We start from the raw sequence: 17070 nt of genomic DNA, 5'->3' as shown, positions 1-17070 counted from the left end.
ACTTGTATCGACGTAGCGCGGGGAATTTCACCGAACGGCCACATCACGCAGACGGTGGGCTTAAGCTCTAGCAATTGACCCGTGTCAATCGCGTGGAACGCTGGGAGGGGTCTGTCATGAGAGTCGCTGTCGCCGGCGTCGCAGCCGCAGCCGCGCTGGGTGGGGCGCTAGCGGTAACACCACTGACGCTGTCTACGCCGTCGAGTATGCCGCGCGAGACGTGCAGCGCCGGCCAGCAATGCGATCGACTCGCGTCGGTCCTCATGCCCGAGACGGCCACTGTATCGGATGTGTCCGGACCAGTCGCCGAGGCGCGCCCAGTGCCTGCGCCCTTCGAGCCGATCGAAGAGGCGGTAGCCCCAGCGTTAGCTCCGCGCGCAGTCCGGGCAGTGCCCGGAATATTGACCCCGAGAATTCCCGGTGTGCCTGGCACCGCGGGCGTGCCGGCTGCACCGCTGGTGCCTCCACTACCAAACGCGGCGGTTCCCGGCGCCGCGTCCGCCCCGGGCCTCGCTATCCCCGGCCTTCCCGATCCAACCCCGCTGCTCGGCATACCCGACGCAACCAGCGCGGCCTATGGGACCGTGAACTGGCTCCTGGGCGCCGGGAGCACCGCGGTGGGCATTGTGAGTTCAAGCGCTCTGGCCGTCAGTTCCGTCCTGCTCGCAGTAGATGCCCTGCAGGCCCGCGGGCTGCTCCCGACTCAGGCAATCGGCGGTTTGTCCTCCATGTTGCTACCTCCAGCGCTACCCGGCGGGGGTCTGCCAGCTCTAGGACTGCCCGGCCTGCCGGGCGTGTCGCCCGAGCAATTGCTGACACTGGCGGCGGCAGGTGCCGTGCCAGGCTTGGCGTCCTTGCCCGGAATTTCTACGGCGGATATCGCCTCAATGGCGGCCGCGGTGGGCCTGCCGACGAGCTTGCCGGCCCTGCAGGCGATGTTGCCGGCCGACCTGACCGCCCTGGCGGCAGGCGGGTTGCCGCTGCTGCTGGCAGCCGGCCTACCGGCCGGCCTGCCCGGGGTGGATCCCACTGTGCTGGCCGCAGCTCTGCCGGCACTAGCGGCCGGACTCCCGGCAGCAGCGGCCGGACTGCCGGCGTTGCCTGCAGCAGCCGCGCTGCCAGCGGGCCTGCCACCGCTGCCCCCAGCCCCTGTTTTGCCCGCACCGCCGCCGCTGCCGGCTCCTACGCACGCCTGCACTCCCGGCTTCGGGCCCATCGGGGTCTGCACCCCTTGGTGAACCGGGCCTAAAGTTCCGACCCGGTCGCCTCATCCGCCTGGCGACGTGACAGCAGGACCGCATCATAGAGCTGGCGCGAGCGCGCCTCCGGATGGGTTGCCGCGACACGACCGCACGCGTCCTTCACACGAGCGCCCCGAGCTACCAGGTCTTCTACCTGCGCCACCAGCGCCGGCAAGTCGGCCCGCGGAGTCGCGCCAGCCAACACCACAGTGATCTCACCCAGTACGCCATCGGCCGCCCAAGTAGCCAGCTCCTCAAGCGATCCCCGCACAACTTCCTCGTGCACCTTGGTTAACTCCCGACAGATCACTGCCGGACGCGCACCGCCGAGCTGCTCGACCGCATCGCTAAGACACGAAGCCAACCGGCGCGGTGACTCAAAAAACACGCAGGTTCGCCGCTCCTGGGCCAGCGAGGCCAACCATGCGCGGCGCGCCGAGGCCTTGCGCGGCGCGAACCCCTCAAAGCAGAACTTCTCCAGCGGCAGGCCCGATACCACCAGCGCGGTCGTCACCGCGGAGGGCCCGGGCAAGCAGTGCACGGGGAGGCCGGCGTCCACGCATGCCGCAACCAGCCGATAGCCGGGATCGCTGACCAAGGGCATTCCGGCGTCGGAGACGACCAACACCGTCCCCCCGGCATCGATCGTGTCAGTCAGGGCGGCCACTCGCGCAGGCTCAACCCGGTCGAACAGGCTGACTACCCGGCCGCTGATCCGGACCCCCAGCGCCTTGGCAAGATTCCGCACTCGCCGGGTGTCCTCAGCCGCCACCACATCGGCCCTCGCGAGCGCGTCGATCAGCCGTGACGACGCGTCCGACGGCTGACCCAGCGGGGTCGCACCCAGCAACAGGCGACCAGGAATCATGACCGACAGCCTACGATCGACGTAATGACCGCCCCGCTTACAGAAGCCTCCGTCGTTGCCGAGGAGCGCGCGGTCCCAATCGCCAGCCCCGGGCCGATCGTGCCAATCGCCGATTTCGGGCCGGTAGACCGATTGCGCGGCTGGATTGCCACCGCGGTGATCACCCTGCTGGCAACGGTGATTCGCTTCCTGCATCTGGGCTCACCTACCGATGCGGGCACCCCGATCTTCGATGAGAAGCACTACGCGCCGCAGGCCTGGCAGGTGCTGAACAACCACGGGGTGGAAGACAACCCCGGATTCGGCCTGGTCGTTCACCCCCCGGTGGGCAAACAACTGATCGCGATCGGCGAGGCCATCTTCGGATACAACGGGTTTGGCTGGCGATTCACCGGCGCGTTCCTAGGCGTGGTCCTGGTCGCGCTGGTGATGCGGATCGTGCGGCGGATCAGCCGGTCCACCTTGGTCGGAGCCACCGCGGGGTTGCTTCTTATCTGTGACGGCGTTAGCTTCGTCACCGCCCGCACCGCACTCCTGGACGGCTTCCTCACGTTTTTCGTGGTCGCGGCGTTCGGCGCACTGATCGTCGATCGTGATCAGGTCCGCGAACGCATGCACGCCGCGCTGGTGCAGAATCGCAACGCCGCTACAGTCTGGGGCCCACGACTGGGCGTGCGCTGGTGGCGGTTCGGCGCGGGCGTGCTGCTGGGCTTGGCGTGCGCGACAAAGTGGTCCGGCCTGTACTTCGTGTTGTTCTTCGGCGTGATGTCGCTAGCGTGTGACGTGGCGGCCCGGCGTCAGTACCAAGTTCCCAGACCGTGGCTGGGTACCCTGCGACGCGACACCGCCCCAACCGCCTATGCGCTGGCGATCATTCCACTCGTGGTCTATCTAGCCACCTACGCACCCTGGTTCGCATCCGAGACCGCAATCGATCGGCACGAAGCAGGCCAGTCGATCGGCCGCCACGGAGTCATACCGCTGCCCGACGCCCTCCGCTCACTCTGGTATTACACGGCCAGGGCTTTTCACTTCCACGCGGGCCTCACGAATTCCGCGGGCAACTACCACCCGTGGGAATCCAAACCCTGGAGCTGGCCAATGTCATTGCGGCCAGTCCTCTACGCCATTGAGCAGCAAGACATTCCCGGCTGCGGCGCGCAGTCGTGCGTTAAGGCGCAGATGCTGGTGGGCACGCCTGCCATCTGGTGGCTGGCGGTTCCAGTGGTGATCTATGCCGCCTGGCGCATGTTCGTGCGCCGCGACTGGCGATACGCCGTGGTGTTGGTCGGTTATTGCGCCGGTTGGTTGCCGTGGTTCGCCGACATCGACCGGCAGATGTACTTCTTCTACGCGGCGACAATGGGCCCGTTCCTCGTGATGGCCATCGCGTTGATCCTCGGCGATATCCTTTACCAGCCTGGTCATGATCGCGGCGTGAGCGCCGAGCGGCAGACTCTGGGGCTGATTGTTGTGTCGTGCTATGTAGCTCTGGTGGTAACGAACTTCGCCTGGCTGTTTCCGGTGCTCACCGGATTACCGATCTCACAACAAACATGGAACATGGAGATCTGGCTGCCCAGCTGGCGCTGAGGCGGGCACCGCAGCGAAACCTCCGAGAAGGCCGTGGGCGAGCGCTCACGCCCATCGCCACGATGCCAACCCTGGTCAAAGAGCATCGCGGGCAGCCGGGCAGGACATGCAGCGGGGCCCGCCGCGGCCCGTGCCCAATTCGGAGCCGGCAATGGTGAGCACCTCAATGCCCGCGTCTTCCAATCGGGAATTGGTCTGCACATTGCGTTCATAACCGACAACGACACCGGGAGCCAGCGCCAATGTGTTGTTGCCGTCGTCCCACTGTTCGCGTTCAGCGACCACAGGATCGAGCCCGGTGTCGATAACACGCAGCTTCTCGACCCCGATCGCCGTGGCCGCGGCATCGAGAAAGACATCTCACGAAGTTAAAAGTCAAGCCACGAGCGAGGGAGGAGGTGGAAAGGCTAGATGTTCGGTGTAGTGCTGGCCGGTTTGCAGGCAGTGGTGGAGTTGGCCGAGGAATTTGTTGAACAGATGTCGTTGGGCTTGGTGGTTCCAGTCTCCTGCGGCGCGGCGGGTGTCGTAGTGGCGACGGGCGCCCGGCGAGGCGCGCAGCGATGCCAAAGCCCAGATGGGACCCACGGCGGCCAGGCGCCGGTTCTTGATATGGCGGTGCAACACGAGGGTTTTCTTGCCGCTGGCGCGGGTGATCGGCGCGGCTCCGGCGAATGCTTTCAGTCCGCGGGCGTCGGTGAAGCGGGCGCGGTCATCACCGATCTCGGCGAGTACCCGGGCACCGGCCAGGTTCCCCAGTCCGGGGAAGCTGGTGATGATCGTGGAGTCCGGGTGCTGCTCAAAATGGGCGGTTGCCGCCTCGGCGAGATCAGCAGCAGTGGTGCAGGCAGCCTCGAACTGACCCAGCAGCCCTGCCAATTGGATACCCATCGCGTTCTCCACGACCGGTGGTTGGTGCAGGTAGGTGTCGGTGAACACCTCCCGCAACCGTTCGATGTCACGGTCGAGATGGCGGCGGCGGCCGGCCTTGGCCAGCAGTCGGCGCAGTCGGGCCGGGGTCAGCTTGGTCGCCTGGGTGGGGGTTGGTGCAGCAGCCAAGATGGTGCGCGCATCTCGACGAGCCAGCCCGCCCTCGGGCAGGTCGGCGAACGCGGTGATGGCCGCCGGGTAGAAATCTTTGAGCACATCGCGAATCTGGTTGCCGATGTGTTGACGTGCCCATACCGCGTCTTGCTGAGCGCGGGCCAGCACCCGGATCGCCTGGGCCAACTCGGTGTCGGCGGGCAATGGGCGGTGCGCGCCGGGGTCGGTGCGCACAATATTGGCCAGCAGCACCGCGTCGGCACCATCGGATTTGGCCCCCGACACCGCATACCGTGCCCGATACCGCGAAGCCGCCAACGGGTTGATCGGATAAATCACCCGGCCAGTTTCTCGCAGCGCCGCCACCCACAGGCCACGATCAGTTTCCATCCCCACTGGTATCGGATCAGCGGCACTGTCACCGGCCTCAGCCAGCAACGTCAACAGCTGCGCGAACCCGGCCGCATCATTGCCCAGCCGTGCACGGGCTACCACCCTCCCGTCGTCATCAACCACAGCAACATCGTGATGCTCAGTAGCCCAGTCGATTCCACAAAACAAGCCCAAGACGTCCTCACTTTTTCGTCGGTGGATGGTTGCGCCGTTACCGGTGGACTCACGCGGCGCCCTAATCGCGGGACTCCAAGGTCCGTCATCTCACTAGCCGTCCGTGACTCCAGCACATCGCAGGACTTCGTTCTGTCGAAGAGCTCAAGGCTCGAGAACAACCATCAGGAAGTCACCCCTGCGACGGGCTCGGGCAACGGAATCTCACCACCAACCCGACAAGACCTGCCGCCAGACGCGCCGCTCTTTCTCAAGTCGTCGAACGACGGGAACACCAGACGTCACCTGACGGCAGATCCCGCAAGAAACAGGCCCCGGTCACCAACACCCGGACCGGTAACCAATCCCTACTAAACGATTAGGGAGCCGCTTCGCTTATGGATACGCCACCGGCTGTGCGCTGAATTGTGAACGCCGACAAGGTGTCTACGACATTGGCATACATCACCACCGTGTCGGTGTCGACCATTGTGCATACCGTGTCCAGATGCATTTGCGCACGCTTTTGTTCAATCGGCACAGCGAGCACAGTGGTCGCTAGGTTGTCGTCAAAAAGGCTACGCGCCAACGCTTCCGCGCCAGCCGGACTGGTCCGCTCGCCTACGCCGACAGCCAGGACACCCGGCGCGAGCAAGAGGACGTCGCCGCCCTCGACTGGGGCGGTCCGCGATTCGTTCGCACGTCGCACGCCGGTGAAACGCGGATGGTGTGCATAGATCAGGTCGGTCAACGATGCCTCTCGCGCCCGCGCCCGAAGCGCTAGCGACGGAATCACCACCCGCGGCCCCACCCAGATCGACGAGTCCCTGGTGAACACCAGGTTCGGCAGCGGCTCTATGACGTAGTCGGCTCCGTGTCGCATCCGCAGCACCAACGAAACGTCGGTCCGAGTATCCGGCGGGAGTTCGTTGAACGTCATTCCAGCGGTCAGGATGTGCGCCAACCGGCCCGCGTCGAGGCCACGCAGATACGCTGAAAGCTCTTGTGCCAGAGGCACCCCGAGCCGGCGCTCATCCACCGCGGCGGCCACCCCGTGCATTCGGGCTGCTCCGCTGTGGTTCAGGGCTTCAGTCAGCAGTTCGGAGAGCAGCAATACCTCCACCCCGCGATTCCGCAACAGCTCAACGAACTGGTCGTGTTCTTCCTGCGCGCGCGACACCCACGGCAACCCGTCGAAGAGCAGCTGGTCGCTGTTGCGAGGGGTAAGCCGGCGCAGCTCGGCGCCCGGACGATGCAGGATCGCGACCCGCAGCGGGCCAACCTCGGAATTGGAACCCAACTCGACAACAGCCACAGCTAGAACCGTAGCCGCGCCGATCGCTGGAGTCGCATTGTGGACCCACGACACCAGGCCGATAGCCCGCGCCCTATCGAACGAATGTGCGATAACCTAGGGGTCGTGGCAATTGCGGTGCAGGGCTCGCTATTCGAGCACAACGAGCGTAGACAACTCGGCAACGGCGCCTTTATCGACATACGTTCCGGTTGGCTGGCCGGAGGCGGAGATCTGCTCGACGCGTTGTTGTCGACCGTGCCGTGGCGGGCAGAACGCCGCGCGATGTATGACCGAGTAGTCGACGTTCCCCGGTTGGTGAGTTTCTACGACCTCACGATCGACGATCCGCCGCACCCACAGCTGATCCGGCTGCGGCGGCGGCTCAACGACATCTACGCCGGCGAACTCGGCGAGCCCTTCACCACCGTTGGACTGTGTTGCTACCGCAACGGCTCCGACAGCGTGGCCTGGCATGGCGATACCGCCGGTCGCGGCGGCTACGCCGACACCATGGTGGCCATCGTCAGCCTCGGCGCAACCCGCGTTTTCGCGATGCGACCGCGCGCCGGCGGCCCGTCGTTGCGCATGCCGCTGACACACGGCGATCTGCTGGTGATGGGCGGATCGTGCCAACGCACCTGGGAGCATGCGGTTCCCAAAACGTCAGCGCCAGCCGGCCCGCGCGTCAGTATCCAGTTCCGGGCGCGCGACGTCCGCTAGGGATGCCTTAACTGCGGACCGCTGCAACCGCTTTGACCAGCAAGTCGCGTGCACGTTCTGTGTCGACCGGCGCAACCGGCTGCCCCGGAACCACGAGCGGATTGCTGATCACGCTTACCTGATAGTCACCGAACTGTGCGGAGTAGTCGTAGAGCTCGCCGGTTCTTGCCGCTCCGCCTACCATCGCTTGCAGCACACGGTGCACACCCAGCGTCTGCGCGCCGTCAATGTGCGGCGCCTCGACCGCCTCAACACCCCCGCGTATTCGGCTTCCGAAAAAGGCCACCTTTTCGCACTCTTTTCCCGGATCCTTGAACGGCAGCGGCCGGGAGGTCTCCACCGCGATCACGACGAATCGGTTGCCTTTACCTTCGGCGGACACCGCGGCCATATTTCCTTGCAGTCCCTGCGGCATCTCCGGTCCGGCCGCCATTTTCGAGCAGGCCGACGGATCGAACCTGAGCCCGGGCGGCAACTTCTGCGAGGAAAAGAACTTGGGATCAATGGCGCGCAGAGCGACGGTGGTGACTTTGAACTCCGGCCCGAAGCTCTCCTTCACCTCAATGATTTTGGCGATGTCAGCATGCGTGGACTGCGCGGAGTTGGCGCCAGATGAGCAGCCTACGAGCCCGCACACAGATCCGATCGCGAGTACCAACCTCAACATCGTGGCCAATTTACCCAACGCTGCTGTTCAGCTGCGCAACGTCGGCACCGTTTCGACCAGTAGATCAGCGGCGAAACGCGGCTTCAGCGGCGGAAACGCCGAACCGGGGTCAGTGATCAGTGTCGTAAACGCGTAGTAGTCGCCTAGGTATGCGATGAACGTGTGCGCCCGCGAAACGATTTCGATTCCAGCCTCAACAGACATCCGGATGTCGGCTACGAGGCCGACGGTTTCGACACCATCAATGCGTGGAGCCTCGGTGAGCTTGACCCTGGCCGTTGCACGCCGAGTGCTCAACGTCCACCGCCGGCAAGCCGCGACCACGTTGTGGTCCAGTGTCGCCGAGCCCGACGTGAAAGCCACTACCACTGCGTTGATGATTCCGCCCACACCTGAGCCGGACACACCTTGCGCGTACTGGTTGCGTCCATTGCCCGGATCTGCGAGCCTCTTGCACGGCGGCGGCTGCGCGCGTACTTCCGCTGGATCTGCGCCCAAACCCCAGATCACTACAGGTGAAGTCGCATTGGGGACGCTGCTGGTCACCTCATAGCCCGGCGGCAGCTCCCGAATGACCCTCCTGATATTAGCGGGATTGATGGTGCCACGCGCTGACCGGCCCGATGGTGCCGGTGAAAGCGATGGCGCCGGCGACTGCGCGCACGCGGACACCAACATGGCTGTCACCAAACCAGTCCAAAACCGCCGCACGCCCGTTCATATCACGGCAGGTGAGCGTCGGGGAGCCGGATGCGGCCGGACCTGAGCTATCAGGAAAACCACGTCCCGCTTAAGCCCCTCCCCCACCAGCTGGCATTGGGAGCCCACTGCCAAGCCTCAGCCAACCGCTTCAATCACATGCTGAGCGACGCGGTTGACTTGACCGGCCATCTCGCCCCCGAGGGCCAGGTCGCCCACGCACGGTACATCGACAACGGTGGTGACAATGCCGACGTCTTCACGCTGCCAGATCGCGCCGTGGCGGTCCAAGATCGCACGCATTGGCGCATTGCCGGAAAGCACCCGGGCAAAAAACTTCTGGATTCCAACAACCCGTGCAGCGATAAACAACGCGTCGATCAGAAAGCTACCAATCCCCTTGCCCTGATACGCATCGGCGACGGTGAACGCGATTTCAGCGACCGTCGGATCGAGCTTGTCGCGGACAAAGCGCGCATCGGCCACGGGATCGCCTCTGTCAGTTACCACCCAGACGAAGTGGTCAACGTAGTTGACTTCGGCCAGGTAGTGCATTAGCGCATCCCCGGGAACACCCGGCGACATAAATCGCCGGTACAGGGTCTCACGGGAGAATTGCACGTGCCCGAGCACCGTTCGCTCCCTGTCGCCGGGGAGAACCGGGCGCAACATCAGTTCACCTGCCTCGCGCAGCCGCAGCGGGATCGGAGTTATGAAAGCAGCGAGCCGCTGACGGACCGTGCGCAACAATCGCTGCAAAACCCCCGGCATGCGCAGCATTCGAGCAAACGCTTGGCTGTCGCCAATCCAGCCGGTAAGCGGCTCCACCGTGGCAACTGTCGCCGTGCGCGGAATGTCGCGCAACAGAGCGATTTCCCCCACGATCATTCCCGGCAACACTTGCTCGACAACTGCCACACCGTCACGACCAACGTGTTTGACCTCGGCTCTACCCGCCGAGATGAGCAGGAAGGAGACCGCCTGCTCACCTTGCCGCAGCAGCACCTCGCCCGCGCCGGCCCGCAGCGGGGCAACGCACGCGGCAAACGCCATCAAATCATCGGGCGGGCATCCGGCAAAGATATCCATGCCAGCGAGTTCTTCGATCCGGGCTTCGGTCAACTCGTACTCAGCAACATCGCGGCGATAGCAAGCGGGAGTCCGCGGAATGAAGTCCGCGGTGCCCACATTCCCATGACCCGCCGCCCCCGCTCCGTACTATCGGTGACTGCCCAACGCCTCAAGCTCACGTCTCGATGCGCCCCAGGCTAGGGCGCCGGCTACTACTGCGGCAAGCCGTCACAATACTCTGCCTAGATGAGCCGCAGCCAGGATCCAATCGAGCTGACCCGTGATCTGCTCAACCAGCCAGCGGCGTTAAGACAGGGTTTCCTGGACGTCTTGGGCGAAACCGCGAGTTCTCCGGCTCCGACGTTCGCCCAACGGGCAATGAACAGCCCGTTCGTGGCGAACGTGTACGAAAGACTGTGGCGTCCGACGTCCTTCTACCTTGCCAGTGGTGTTACCACTGGGGCCGAACAGCGTCGCGCAGCGGCAGCGCTGCGCCTGTCAAACGCCAGCAGATTGCTCGACGTCGCTTGCGGACCGGGAAATTTCACTGCGCCCCTGGCAAAACAGCTGCCGTCGCGAGGTCTTGCGGTCGGCTTCGACATTTCCGCGCCGATGCTGACTCGTGCGGTATTGGACAACAGCGGGCCGGGCACATGCTATGTCCGCGGTGACGCTCGCACGCTGCCGTTCGCCGCTGGAACATTCGACGCTGTCTGCTGTTTCGGCGCGTTGTACTTGATGCCCGAGCCGTTCCGGGTTACCCGCGAGATGATCCGGGCGCTACAGCCGGGCGGCCGGATCGCAATCCTGACCAGTTATTCCGGCCAACAGGCTCCCATCCGGTACGCGTTGACCAGCGCCGCCAATGCGATCGGTGTAACAATGTTCGACCGAAACGCATTCGTAGACTTGCTCTGGTCAGCGGGCCTGGTCGACGTGGAGCAGCAGACGCAACGTGCGCTACAGTTCGTCACCGCCAGCAAGCCCGGATAGCCAACCCGGCCGTGCCACGCGCTACGAAACAGCCGCGCACACGCCGAGGAGCCGGACCACGGGCGTACCCGCTTCATACTCCACGACCCACGGATCGCCACCATTGGCCGGCTCCGTCATGAGCTTGACCATCACCGGTTTACCACTACGCTGCGACATTTGGGTGCAGTCAACCTGGAACAGCCGGTGGTCACCATCACGACGAACGGCAAGGGAATGGCCGGGAACAACCGATTCGACAGGTACCTTCTGCAAGTAATACTTGGTGCTCATGGCCCCGACACTACGACCGATCAGAGACGGAATACGCTGCGGGCACGCCCGTCTTAGCGAATGTTCAGCTAATTATTGGATCCCCATTAGCCTCCACCAGATCGAGGCAGCCACAGCGCATTACCGATCCACGCCCGGCTAGCGCGCGATGTGTCTCGGGAAGATCCGGATGCGTTGATCACCAGGTGTCGAAGCTGGCACACAAGGCAGGAATGCCCGCGTGCGCCATAGATCACCGCGATCGGCCCAACTGGAGTCCCCACACAGCTGGCCGTCTTGCATGCCGCCCACGTACTACATTTCCGGATCACTCACGAAACTATCGGAATCGTGTAATTGTGGGCCGTATCACATTGTTCTCCGATTCTCAGGAGAGGCCACGATGTCGTATCTGATCGCCGCACCGGACCTGTTGACGACGGCAGCGACGGATGCGGCCGCGATCGGCTCCTCGGTCAGGGCTGCGAACCTGGCAGCGCTGGCCCCGACCAGCACGCTGATCGCTGCTGCTGGCGACGAAGTGTCGGCGGCGATCGCGTCGCTGTTTTCCGGCCACGCCCAGGAATACCAAGCGATCAGTGCGCGGGCGGCGACGTTTCACGACCAATTTACGCAGGCATTGGGCGCCGCCAGCGGGGCGTATGCGGCCGCGGAGGCGGCCAATGCCCATACGCTTCAGGCCCCCATCAACGACATCCTGAGTGTGATCAACGCGCCGACGAACATGCTGTTGGGGCGTCCGCTGATCGGCAACGGGGCCAACGGCGCGCCCGGCACCGGGCAACCCGGTGGGGCTGGCGGAATTCTGTGGGGCAATGGCGGCACGGGCGGCTCCGGGGCACCGGGCCAGATGGGCGGCCCCGGCGGTAGTGCCGGATTGATCGGCAACGGCGGCGTCGGCGGCGCCGGTGGTATCGGAGGCGGCACCGGCGGCACCGGCGGCACCGGCGGCTGGTTGCTGGGCAACGGCGGGGCCGGCGGTGTTGGCGGCGTTGGAGCAGGAGCCATCACCGCGGGAGCCGGCGGGTTCGGCGGCAGAGCATTGTCATTGTTTGGCGCCGCGGGCGCCGCCGGCTCGGCCGGGCAAGAAAACGTGCTGTTAGCGGCGTCTCAACAAGAGGCTCTCGCTCTGCTCATGGCCACACCAGACGCGAATTTCCTGTTGGTCGGCACCGATGGTACGAACTTGAGCAAAATCCTTGCCGACCCGCTTGGCACCCCGAACTTTCACGCACTGATGGAACAGAGCGTCACCTCTGCGTCGACGATCGTCGGACACACCACCGTCTCCAACCCTTCGTGGACCACCATCCAGACCGGCGTGTGGAGCGAGACCGCTGGCGTCACCAACAACGTCTTCACCCCGTGGACATACGACACATGGTCAACCGTCTACAACCAACTCGAGATGACCTATGGCGACGAGGTCAACACCACGGTCATCGGCAATTGGGAGATCATAACTCAAATCGCTGGCGCAGGCTCGCACCCCGCCGACACCATCGAATTCGTCCCGCAAATCGCGGGCGACACGAATTGGACTGCTACCCAGGACCTCGTCGGCACGAAGTCTCAGGCCGCAATCCTGGCCGCCGATCCAGATAAGGGCAACCTCATCTTCTCTTACTTCGTCGGTGTTGATGAAGTCGGCCATCTGTACGGCGGCGATTCGCCGCAGTACGAGCTGGCTATCCGGAACATGGATGAAAATCTTGGTTCCCAAACCGTAGGTGGCGGTGGGTTGTTGGGGGCAGTAGCTGAATGGGAGGCCAATCCCCTCAACAACGGCGAGGAATTCACCACGCTCGTCGTCACCGATCACGGTCACACAGCGGGCGACCCGTTCGGCTTGGGCCACGGGTTCCAATCACCCCGTGAGACAGCGACATTCCTCATCTTTGATGAGGCCTACACCGATGCGACAGACGGGTATATCAACAACGCATGGCAAATCGTCAGTACAACGCCAACCATCATGGACCAATTCGGCATTGCGCCGCTGCCATATATGCAGGGAGCGCCCCTGACGGATCCCAGCTTCGGTGGCACCTTTGTTGATCCGGGAGCCAACCTGTTCAGTGTGCTCAGCGCCTCATTCGCCGCTCAGGGTTATCCCGATGTCGGCACCCAACTCAATCTGGCGTCGCGCACGATCGCGGCAACGATCCCCTTCTTCGTCTACGAGGGGGTAAGTGACATCGTCGATGCGGTGCCCGCCTTCTTACAGGAACCGGTCTCCTGGATCGGCGCCGGCATCTACCAGGCAGTGAATATCCCCGCACAGATCTGGGTCAGGCTCACCGGCGTGACCGGCAACCAAATCATCCCGCCAGTATTTAACCCCTTCGTCACCTAGGAAGCCACGGAATGGGCCGTCAATTGTTGATTGCGTCTGACATAGCTTCGACGCCCCAGCCGCGTCTACCCACGAGAACCGCGGTATCAGCGCAGCCCAGTACGACACCCTCCGCTACGCCAGAAAGCCAGTTCACACGCGCACAAACCGTTCGGAAGAAGATCCGGCTCGGTGTAGCGCTGCCAACTAGCGCAGACGGTGATCGCACCCGTTTACGCATCTTGGCTGATGTTCTTTGCCCGCTGAAGGCACAAGCTGTAATCCTCGGAGACATCGCAGCCCGGCGGTGCTCAAAGAGTCTTCCGTTGCGCCGAGATTCCTGCTTCTCGCATGTTGCGACGGAAGGGCCCCGCGCCGGCCATCCACCAGTCCTGCCGGCGCGGGGTACCTAAAACCGGGCGGTCTCAGCATCTCCACCACACAGCTCCACGAGATCCCAGGTTAGGCGCCGGAAGGAGCCAACTTGCCCGCCCAATCACGCGCGTGCTGGACACCCAACTCCACTTAGGTGCGGCCGGGCCACACCGAGCAGGCGCGCAAACGCTACCGGTCAAAGAACTCTGGCCGTTGCCGTCTTGCCTTCATGGATGTCACAGACTGCGTCTCGGGCAACCTCGACGACAACGATCACCACCCAGCTCTCCTGGCTCGCGTCGAGGCCAGCATCCGCGGCAGGTTGCCTTGGCCCGCACGGTAACTGCGGCACCCGAAGCGCGCTGCGTGTGGTGCGGGCCACCTGCGGCCGACCGTGTTCCCGTTTGGTATGCGTCGCGATCCTGTCGCCACACATGCTGCCGGTATGGATCGTCGGACAACTCCATCCATTGCGGAGGGAAGAATGAACACATCCCTGTGGGAGATCAGCCCACTAACGTGGTCCGGGTTCACTGTCGCGTCCCCGGCATCCGTCGGAAACTACTTTTCCGCTACGGACAAATGACACACGACCCACCGCCTCTATCGCAGCTGCAGCAAATGTCAGCCGTGACGTACTGGCCGCTGGAATCTGGTCGTATCCTCACCTCGCCGTACGGGCCGCGCCGTGGTGGTTTTCACTACGGAGTTGATTTCGGATTCCCAGGCGGCAGCGGGAACCGTGCCGTGTACGCACCCGAGGGCGGCCGTGTTCTCTTCACTGGAGCGGCACGGGGTTACGGCGGACCTGACCCGGCTGGCTGGCTCGTCATTGCGTCCGATCACGGGGTTTGGGAACTCGGACACATCATCAGTGAGGTAGCTGTCGGCGACGTTGTGCGGGCCGGGCAGCGGGTTGCGCGGATCAATCCCGATTCAGCTACCAACGGCGGCACCGCCCCGCACCTACACGTTTCTTATATGCCCGGTGAATACAACCCGGCGGTCAAGACCGACCCTATGCCGTTGCTCCGCAACGCGATCAACCCTCCGATGACCGCCGACGATCGCCGATGACCACAACCAAACTCACCCTCGAGTCCAGTTAGGACGATATCGCTTGCGAGGCCGACCACGTGGCGGCCCCGCGCCCCGGATAGGAACCCGTGCTCGCTGCGGAAAGTCCTGACACGGGTCAAACAGCCGAATTCACGCAGCTCACAATAAATAAGTGGAGCTAAGGGGAATCGAACCCCTGACCTACTCGATGCGAACGAGTCGCGCTACCAACTGCGCCATAGCCCCTGATCGCTAGCAGGCTACCAGTCGCGACCCTTTGGGCCGAACATTGCAAGCCCTACTGACCGACGGCACGTGGCAGGTCTCTGGGCCACCCGAAGCCACGCATCGACTCCGGATCGTCCAAGTGCTCGAAGATCGGGTCGCCGTCGTCGATCTCAAGAACGACCGCACCGGGGCGGCGCAGACGAGACGGCACGACGTCATAGTCACGGTCATGATCGTTCTCCACGCCAACTCGCGCCCGTGCCACCCGCTGCAGCCGGCGCCGACGTACCTTCTCCTCGATCCGAGTCTGTCGCCTCAGATATGCCAGGTAGAGCACCGTCACCGCGGTTGCGCTGCCGCATACCCACCACGCCAACGGCGTTACCTCAAACGCGGCAGTGGCTGAGCCGACTAGAACCACCGCCATCGTCATCAGCACGCGTTTGCGGAACACGTATTTGCGCGCGCTCACCGCGGCCGCGGTCTTTGTGTCGTACCGGCGCCAGCGCGACGAGCCCGCCGTGACGGTCACCGGGGGTTCATCGTCGTCGCCCTCGGTCTGCTCAGCCTCCAACCCGGATGAGTCCTCGACAAATTCGTACTCGCCGATTTGCTCTTGATCAGCGGGCTGTCCGTCGTGGCCGGCGTCCTGGACGACATATCCTGCAACGGTTTCAAATTCTTCGGTATCGAATTCTTCGGTGTCGGCCGAGCAGTCGACCGCGAGCAGCGCCGGCTCGGTTACCTGTGTGCCACCTCCCGCCGGAGGCGCCGCGGAATCTTCGTCGACAACGTCAACGTCCAGATAGTCGGGCTCGTCGGCCTCCGCGTCTTGATCGTCACCGGTATCTGCAACCGGCACGACGACCGCTTCCCGACCACGCCCATCGTCGGCATCTTGATCCTGCTCGACGTCGGTGAGTTCGCCGTCGAAAGCCTCGTGCTCCCAGTCTTCCCCGGGCCGCCAGTGGGGATCACTGCGATGCCCCGCGGCCGGACCCGTACGCCGCAGCAGACGAGCACCTGCACCGCCGGTCAGTACCCGGGTCGCTAAGGCCACGTCGCTGGTGCGCCGGACGGCGTCACGTTTGCTGATCAGCATCGGCACCAGCACGAACAGCCAGAGCACCACAAGCGAAATCCACAACAACGATTGCGGGATGCTTGGCATGACTTACCTGCTCCTTTCCCGCGAGGCACGTCAGTGGCCTGCGCGGCCGGGCCAAAAGCGCCCACCGCAATTACACACCTGTAATTCGTGTCTTACAAGCACCACACGCACCACGTGTCACGTTAGTAACAGGATTCTTGGGGAATTCCGCGCGCAACAGCTACCAAGCATTGAGACGGGTCACCCAGTCCGGACAGCTCACGCCTGTTGCTCGGCCCGCCCACCTACCCCCTCAGGTCCAGCTAGCGTGCCCGGCACGTACCAGAGTCGACGCCACCGACCCATCCACCTCTTCAATAGTGAGGGCCATTAACAGATGGTCTCGCCACGCTGCGTCGACATCGAGGTAGCGGCGCAACAGTCCTTCTTCCCGAAAGCCGACCTTGGCCAATACAGCCCGGCTAGCGGCGTTCTCCGGACGCACCGTTGCCTCGACACGGTGCAACGTGACTGGTCCGAAGCAGTGGTCCAGGCCCAACGCCAACGCTCCGGTGGCCACCCCGCCACCGGTCGCAAAACTCGGTACCCAGTAGCCGATCCAGGCGGACCGTAGTGCTCCATGCGTGACGTTCCCGATGGTCAGCTGACCGCAAAACTGTCCGTCCAGCTCGATCACATACGGCAGCATGCGACCTTTGCGGGCCTCCGAACGCAAACCCGAACACACTGGCGGCCACGCAGCAACCGAGTGCCGGACAGTCCAATCCCCTTCCGGGCTGGGCTCCCACGGCTCAAGGTAGGCGCGGTCGGCCAACCGGATCCGGCTCCAATGCGCTCCGTCCCGCATCCGGATCGGCCGCAATCGGATCTGCCCGGCATCAACCCGCAGTGGCCCGACGGCCATCGGCCAACCCGGATGCCGTGCGTTGGAGCCCCACAGATTCACAAGAATT

At 64.0% G+C, this 17070-nt stretch carries 14 protein-coding genes, 1 tRNA gene and 2 pseudogenes; 6 read left to right on the top strand and 11 right to left on the bottom strand.

Features of this window, described 5'->3' with window-relative positions:
* The first annotated feature begins 116 nt into the window (after nt 1-116).
* Complete coding sequence (locus tag ACO07W_RS15365; RefSeq protein ID WP_421844460.1) at nt 117-1238, top strand: hypothetical protein; 1122 nt, start codon at nt 117-119, stop codon at nt 1236-1238.
* Nucleotides 1239-1245: 7 nt separating this feature from the next.
* On the opposite strand, the gene rsmI is transcribed toward ACO07W_RS15365, so the two are convergent.
* Entirely contained in the window at nt 1246-2109 is an 864-nt protein-coding gene (gene rsmI, locus ACO07W_RS15360; RefSeq protein ID WP_421844458.1) for a 16S rRNA (cytidine(1402)-2'-O)-methyltransferase, read from the bottom strand.
* A gap of 24 nt (nt 2110-2133) precedes the next feature.
* Between rsmI and ACO07W_RS15355 the strand changes: the two genes are divergently transcribed.
* Nucleotides 2134-3702, top strand: a complete 1569-nt coding sequence (locus tag ACO07W_RS15355) for a dolichyl-phosphate-mannose--protein mannosyltransferase (RefSeq protein ID WP_421844456.1) — start codon at nt 2134-2136, stop codon at nt 3700-3702.
* Nucleotides 3703-3777: 75 nt separating this feature from the next.
* Here the strand turns inward: ACO07W_RS15355 and ACO07W_RS15350 are convergent.
* The 3 genes and pseudogenes from ACO07W_RS15350 to ACO07W_RS15340 all read right to left on the bottom strand — a co-directional run.
* Nucleotides 3778-4056, bottom strand: a pseudogene (locus ACO07W_RS15350) (arginine deiminase family protein); the annotation flags it as partial.
* 21 nt (nt 4057-4077) lie between these two features.
* Nucleotides 4078-5304 (bottom strand): IS110 family transposase, encoded by a 1227-nt coding sequence (locus ACO07W_RS15345; protein ID WP_421845748.1) that lies wholly within the window; start codon nt 5302-5304, stop codon nt 4078-4080.
* A gap of 367 nt (nt 5305-5671) precedes the next feature.
* Nucleotides 5672-6604, bottom strand: a pseudogene (locus ACO07W_RS15340) (arginine deiminase family protein); the annotation flags it as partial.
* Between the two features lie 105 nt (nt 6605-6709).
* Between ACO07W_RS15340 and ACO07W_RS15335 the strand changes: the two are divergent.
* Entirely contained in the window at nt 6710-7306 is a 597-nt protein-coding gene (locus tag ACO07W_RS15335) for an alpha-ketoglutarate-dependent dioxygenase AlkB (RefSeq protein ID WP_421844454.1), read from the top strand.
* 7 nt (nt 7307-7313) lie between these two features.
* Here ACO07W_RS15335 and ACO07W_RS15330 read toward each other — a convergent pair whose 3' ends face one another.
* The 3 genes from ACO07W_RS15330 to ACO07W_RS15320 form a co-directional block, all read right to left on the bottom strand.
* Nucleotides 7314-7973, bottom strand: coding sequence for a DUF5642 family protein (locus tag ACO07W_RS15330; protein WP_421844452.1), 660 nt, complete (start codon nt 7971-7973; stop codon nt 7314-7316).
* A 27-nt stretch (nt 7974-8000) separates the two neighbouring features.
* Nucleotides 8001-8684, bottom strand: coding sequence for a DUF5642 family protein (locus ACO07W_RS15325; RefSeq protein WP_421844450.1), 684 nt, complete (start codon nt 8682-8684; stop codon nt 8001-8003).
* A gap of 126 nt (nt 8685-8810) precedes the next feature.
* The gene (locus ACO07W_RS15320) at nt 8811-9761 is read right to left on the bottom strand and encodes a GNAT family N-acetyltransferase (RefSeq protein WP_421846029.1); all 951 of its coding nucleotides are present in this window, start codon (nt 9759-9761) and stop codon (nt 8811-8813) included.
* 228 nt (nt 9762-9989) lie between these two features.
* Between ACO07W_RS15320 and ACO07W_RS15315 the strand changes: the two genes are divergently transcribed.
* Nucleotides 9990-10736 (top strand): class I SAM-dependent methyltransferase, encoded by a 747-nt coding sequence (locus ACO07W_RS15315; protein ID WP_421844448.1) that lies wholly within the window; start codon nt 9990-9992, stop codon nt 10734-10736.
* 21 nt (nt 10737-10757) lie between these two features.
* Here the strand turns inward: ACO07W_RS15315 and ACO07W_RS15310 are convergent, their stop codons facing one another.
* Nucleotides 10758-11009: a hypothetical protein gene (locus ACO07W_RS15310; protein ID WP_421844446.1), complete on the bottom strand. Its 252-nt coding sequence runs from the start codon at nt 11007-11009 to the stop codon at nt 10758-10760.
* Between the two features lie 382 nt (nt 11010-11391).
* Between ACO07W_RS15310 and ACO07W_RS15305 the strand changes: the two genes are divergently transcribed.
* Nucleotides 11392-13365: a PE domain-containing protein gene (locus ACO07W_RS15305; RefSeq protein ID WP_421844444.1), complete on the top strand. Its 1974-nt coding sequence runs from the start codon at nt 11392-11394 to the stop codon at nt 13363-13365.
* Between the two features lie 975 nt (nt 13366-14340).
* Complete coding sequence (locus tag ACO07W_RS15300) at nt 14341-14796, top strand: peptidoglycan DD-metalloendopeptidase family protein (protein WP_421844442.1); 456 nt, start codon at nt 14341-14343, stop codon at nt 14794-14796.
* 155 nt (nt 14797-14951) lie between these two features.
* Here ACO07W_RS15300 and ACO07W_RS15295 read toward each other — a convergent pair.
* From ACO07W_RS15295 to ACO07W_RS15285, 3 genes are all read right to left on the bottom strand, one after another.
* A tRNA-Ala gene (locus tag ACO07W_RS15295) sits at nt 14952-15024 on the bottom strand.
* A gap of 52 nt (nt 15025-15076) precedes the next feature.
* Nucleotides 15077-16177 carry a gephyrin-like molybdotransferase receptor GlpR gene (glpR, locus tag ACO07W_RS15290; protein WP_421844440.1) on the bottom strand — a complete coding sequence of 367 codons (1101 nt, stop codon included), beginning with the start codon at nt 16175-16177 and terminating at the stop codon, nt 15077-15079.
* Between the two features lie 232 nt (nt 16178-16409).
* Nucleotides 16410-17063 (bottom strand): GNAT family N-acetyltransferase, encoded by a 654-nt coding sequence (locus tag ACO07W_RS15285; RefSeq protein ID WP_421844438.1) that lies wholly within the window; start codon nt 17061-17063, stop codon nt 16410-16412.
* Nucleotides 17064-17070: the final 7 nt, after the last annotated feature.

Origin of the sequence: Mycobacterium sp., assembly GCF_965230835.1 — a bacterium.
Lineage (GTDB): Bacteria > Actinomycetota > Actinomycetes > Mycobacteriales > Mycobacteriaceae > Mycobacterium.
Note: the sequence above shows the minus strand (reverse complement) of the source record. Positions and strands in the feature narration are given on the sequence as shown.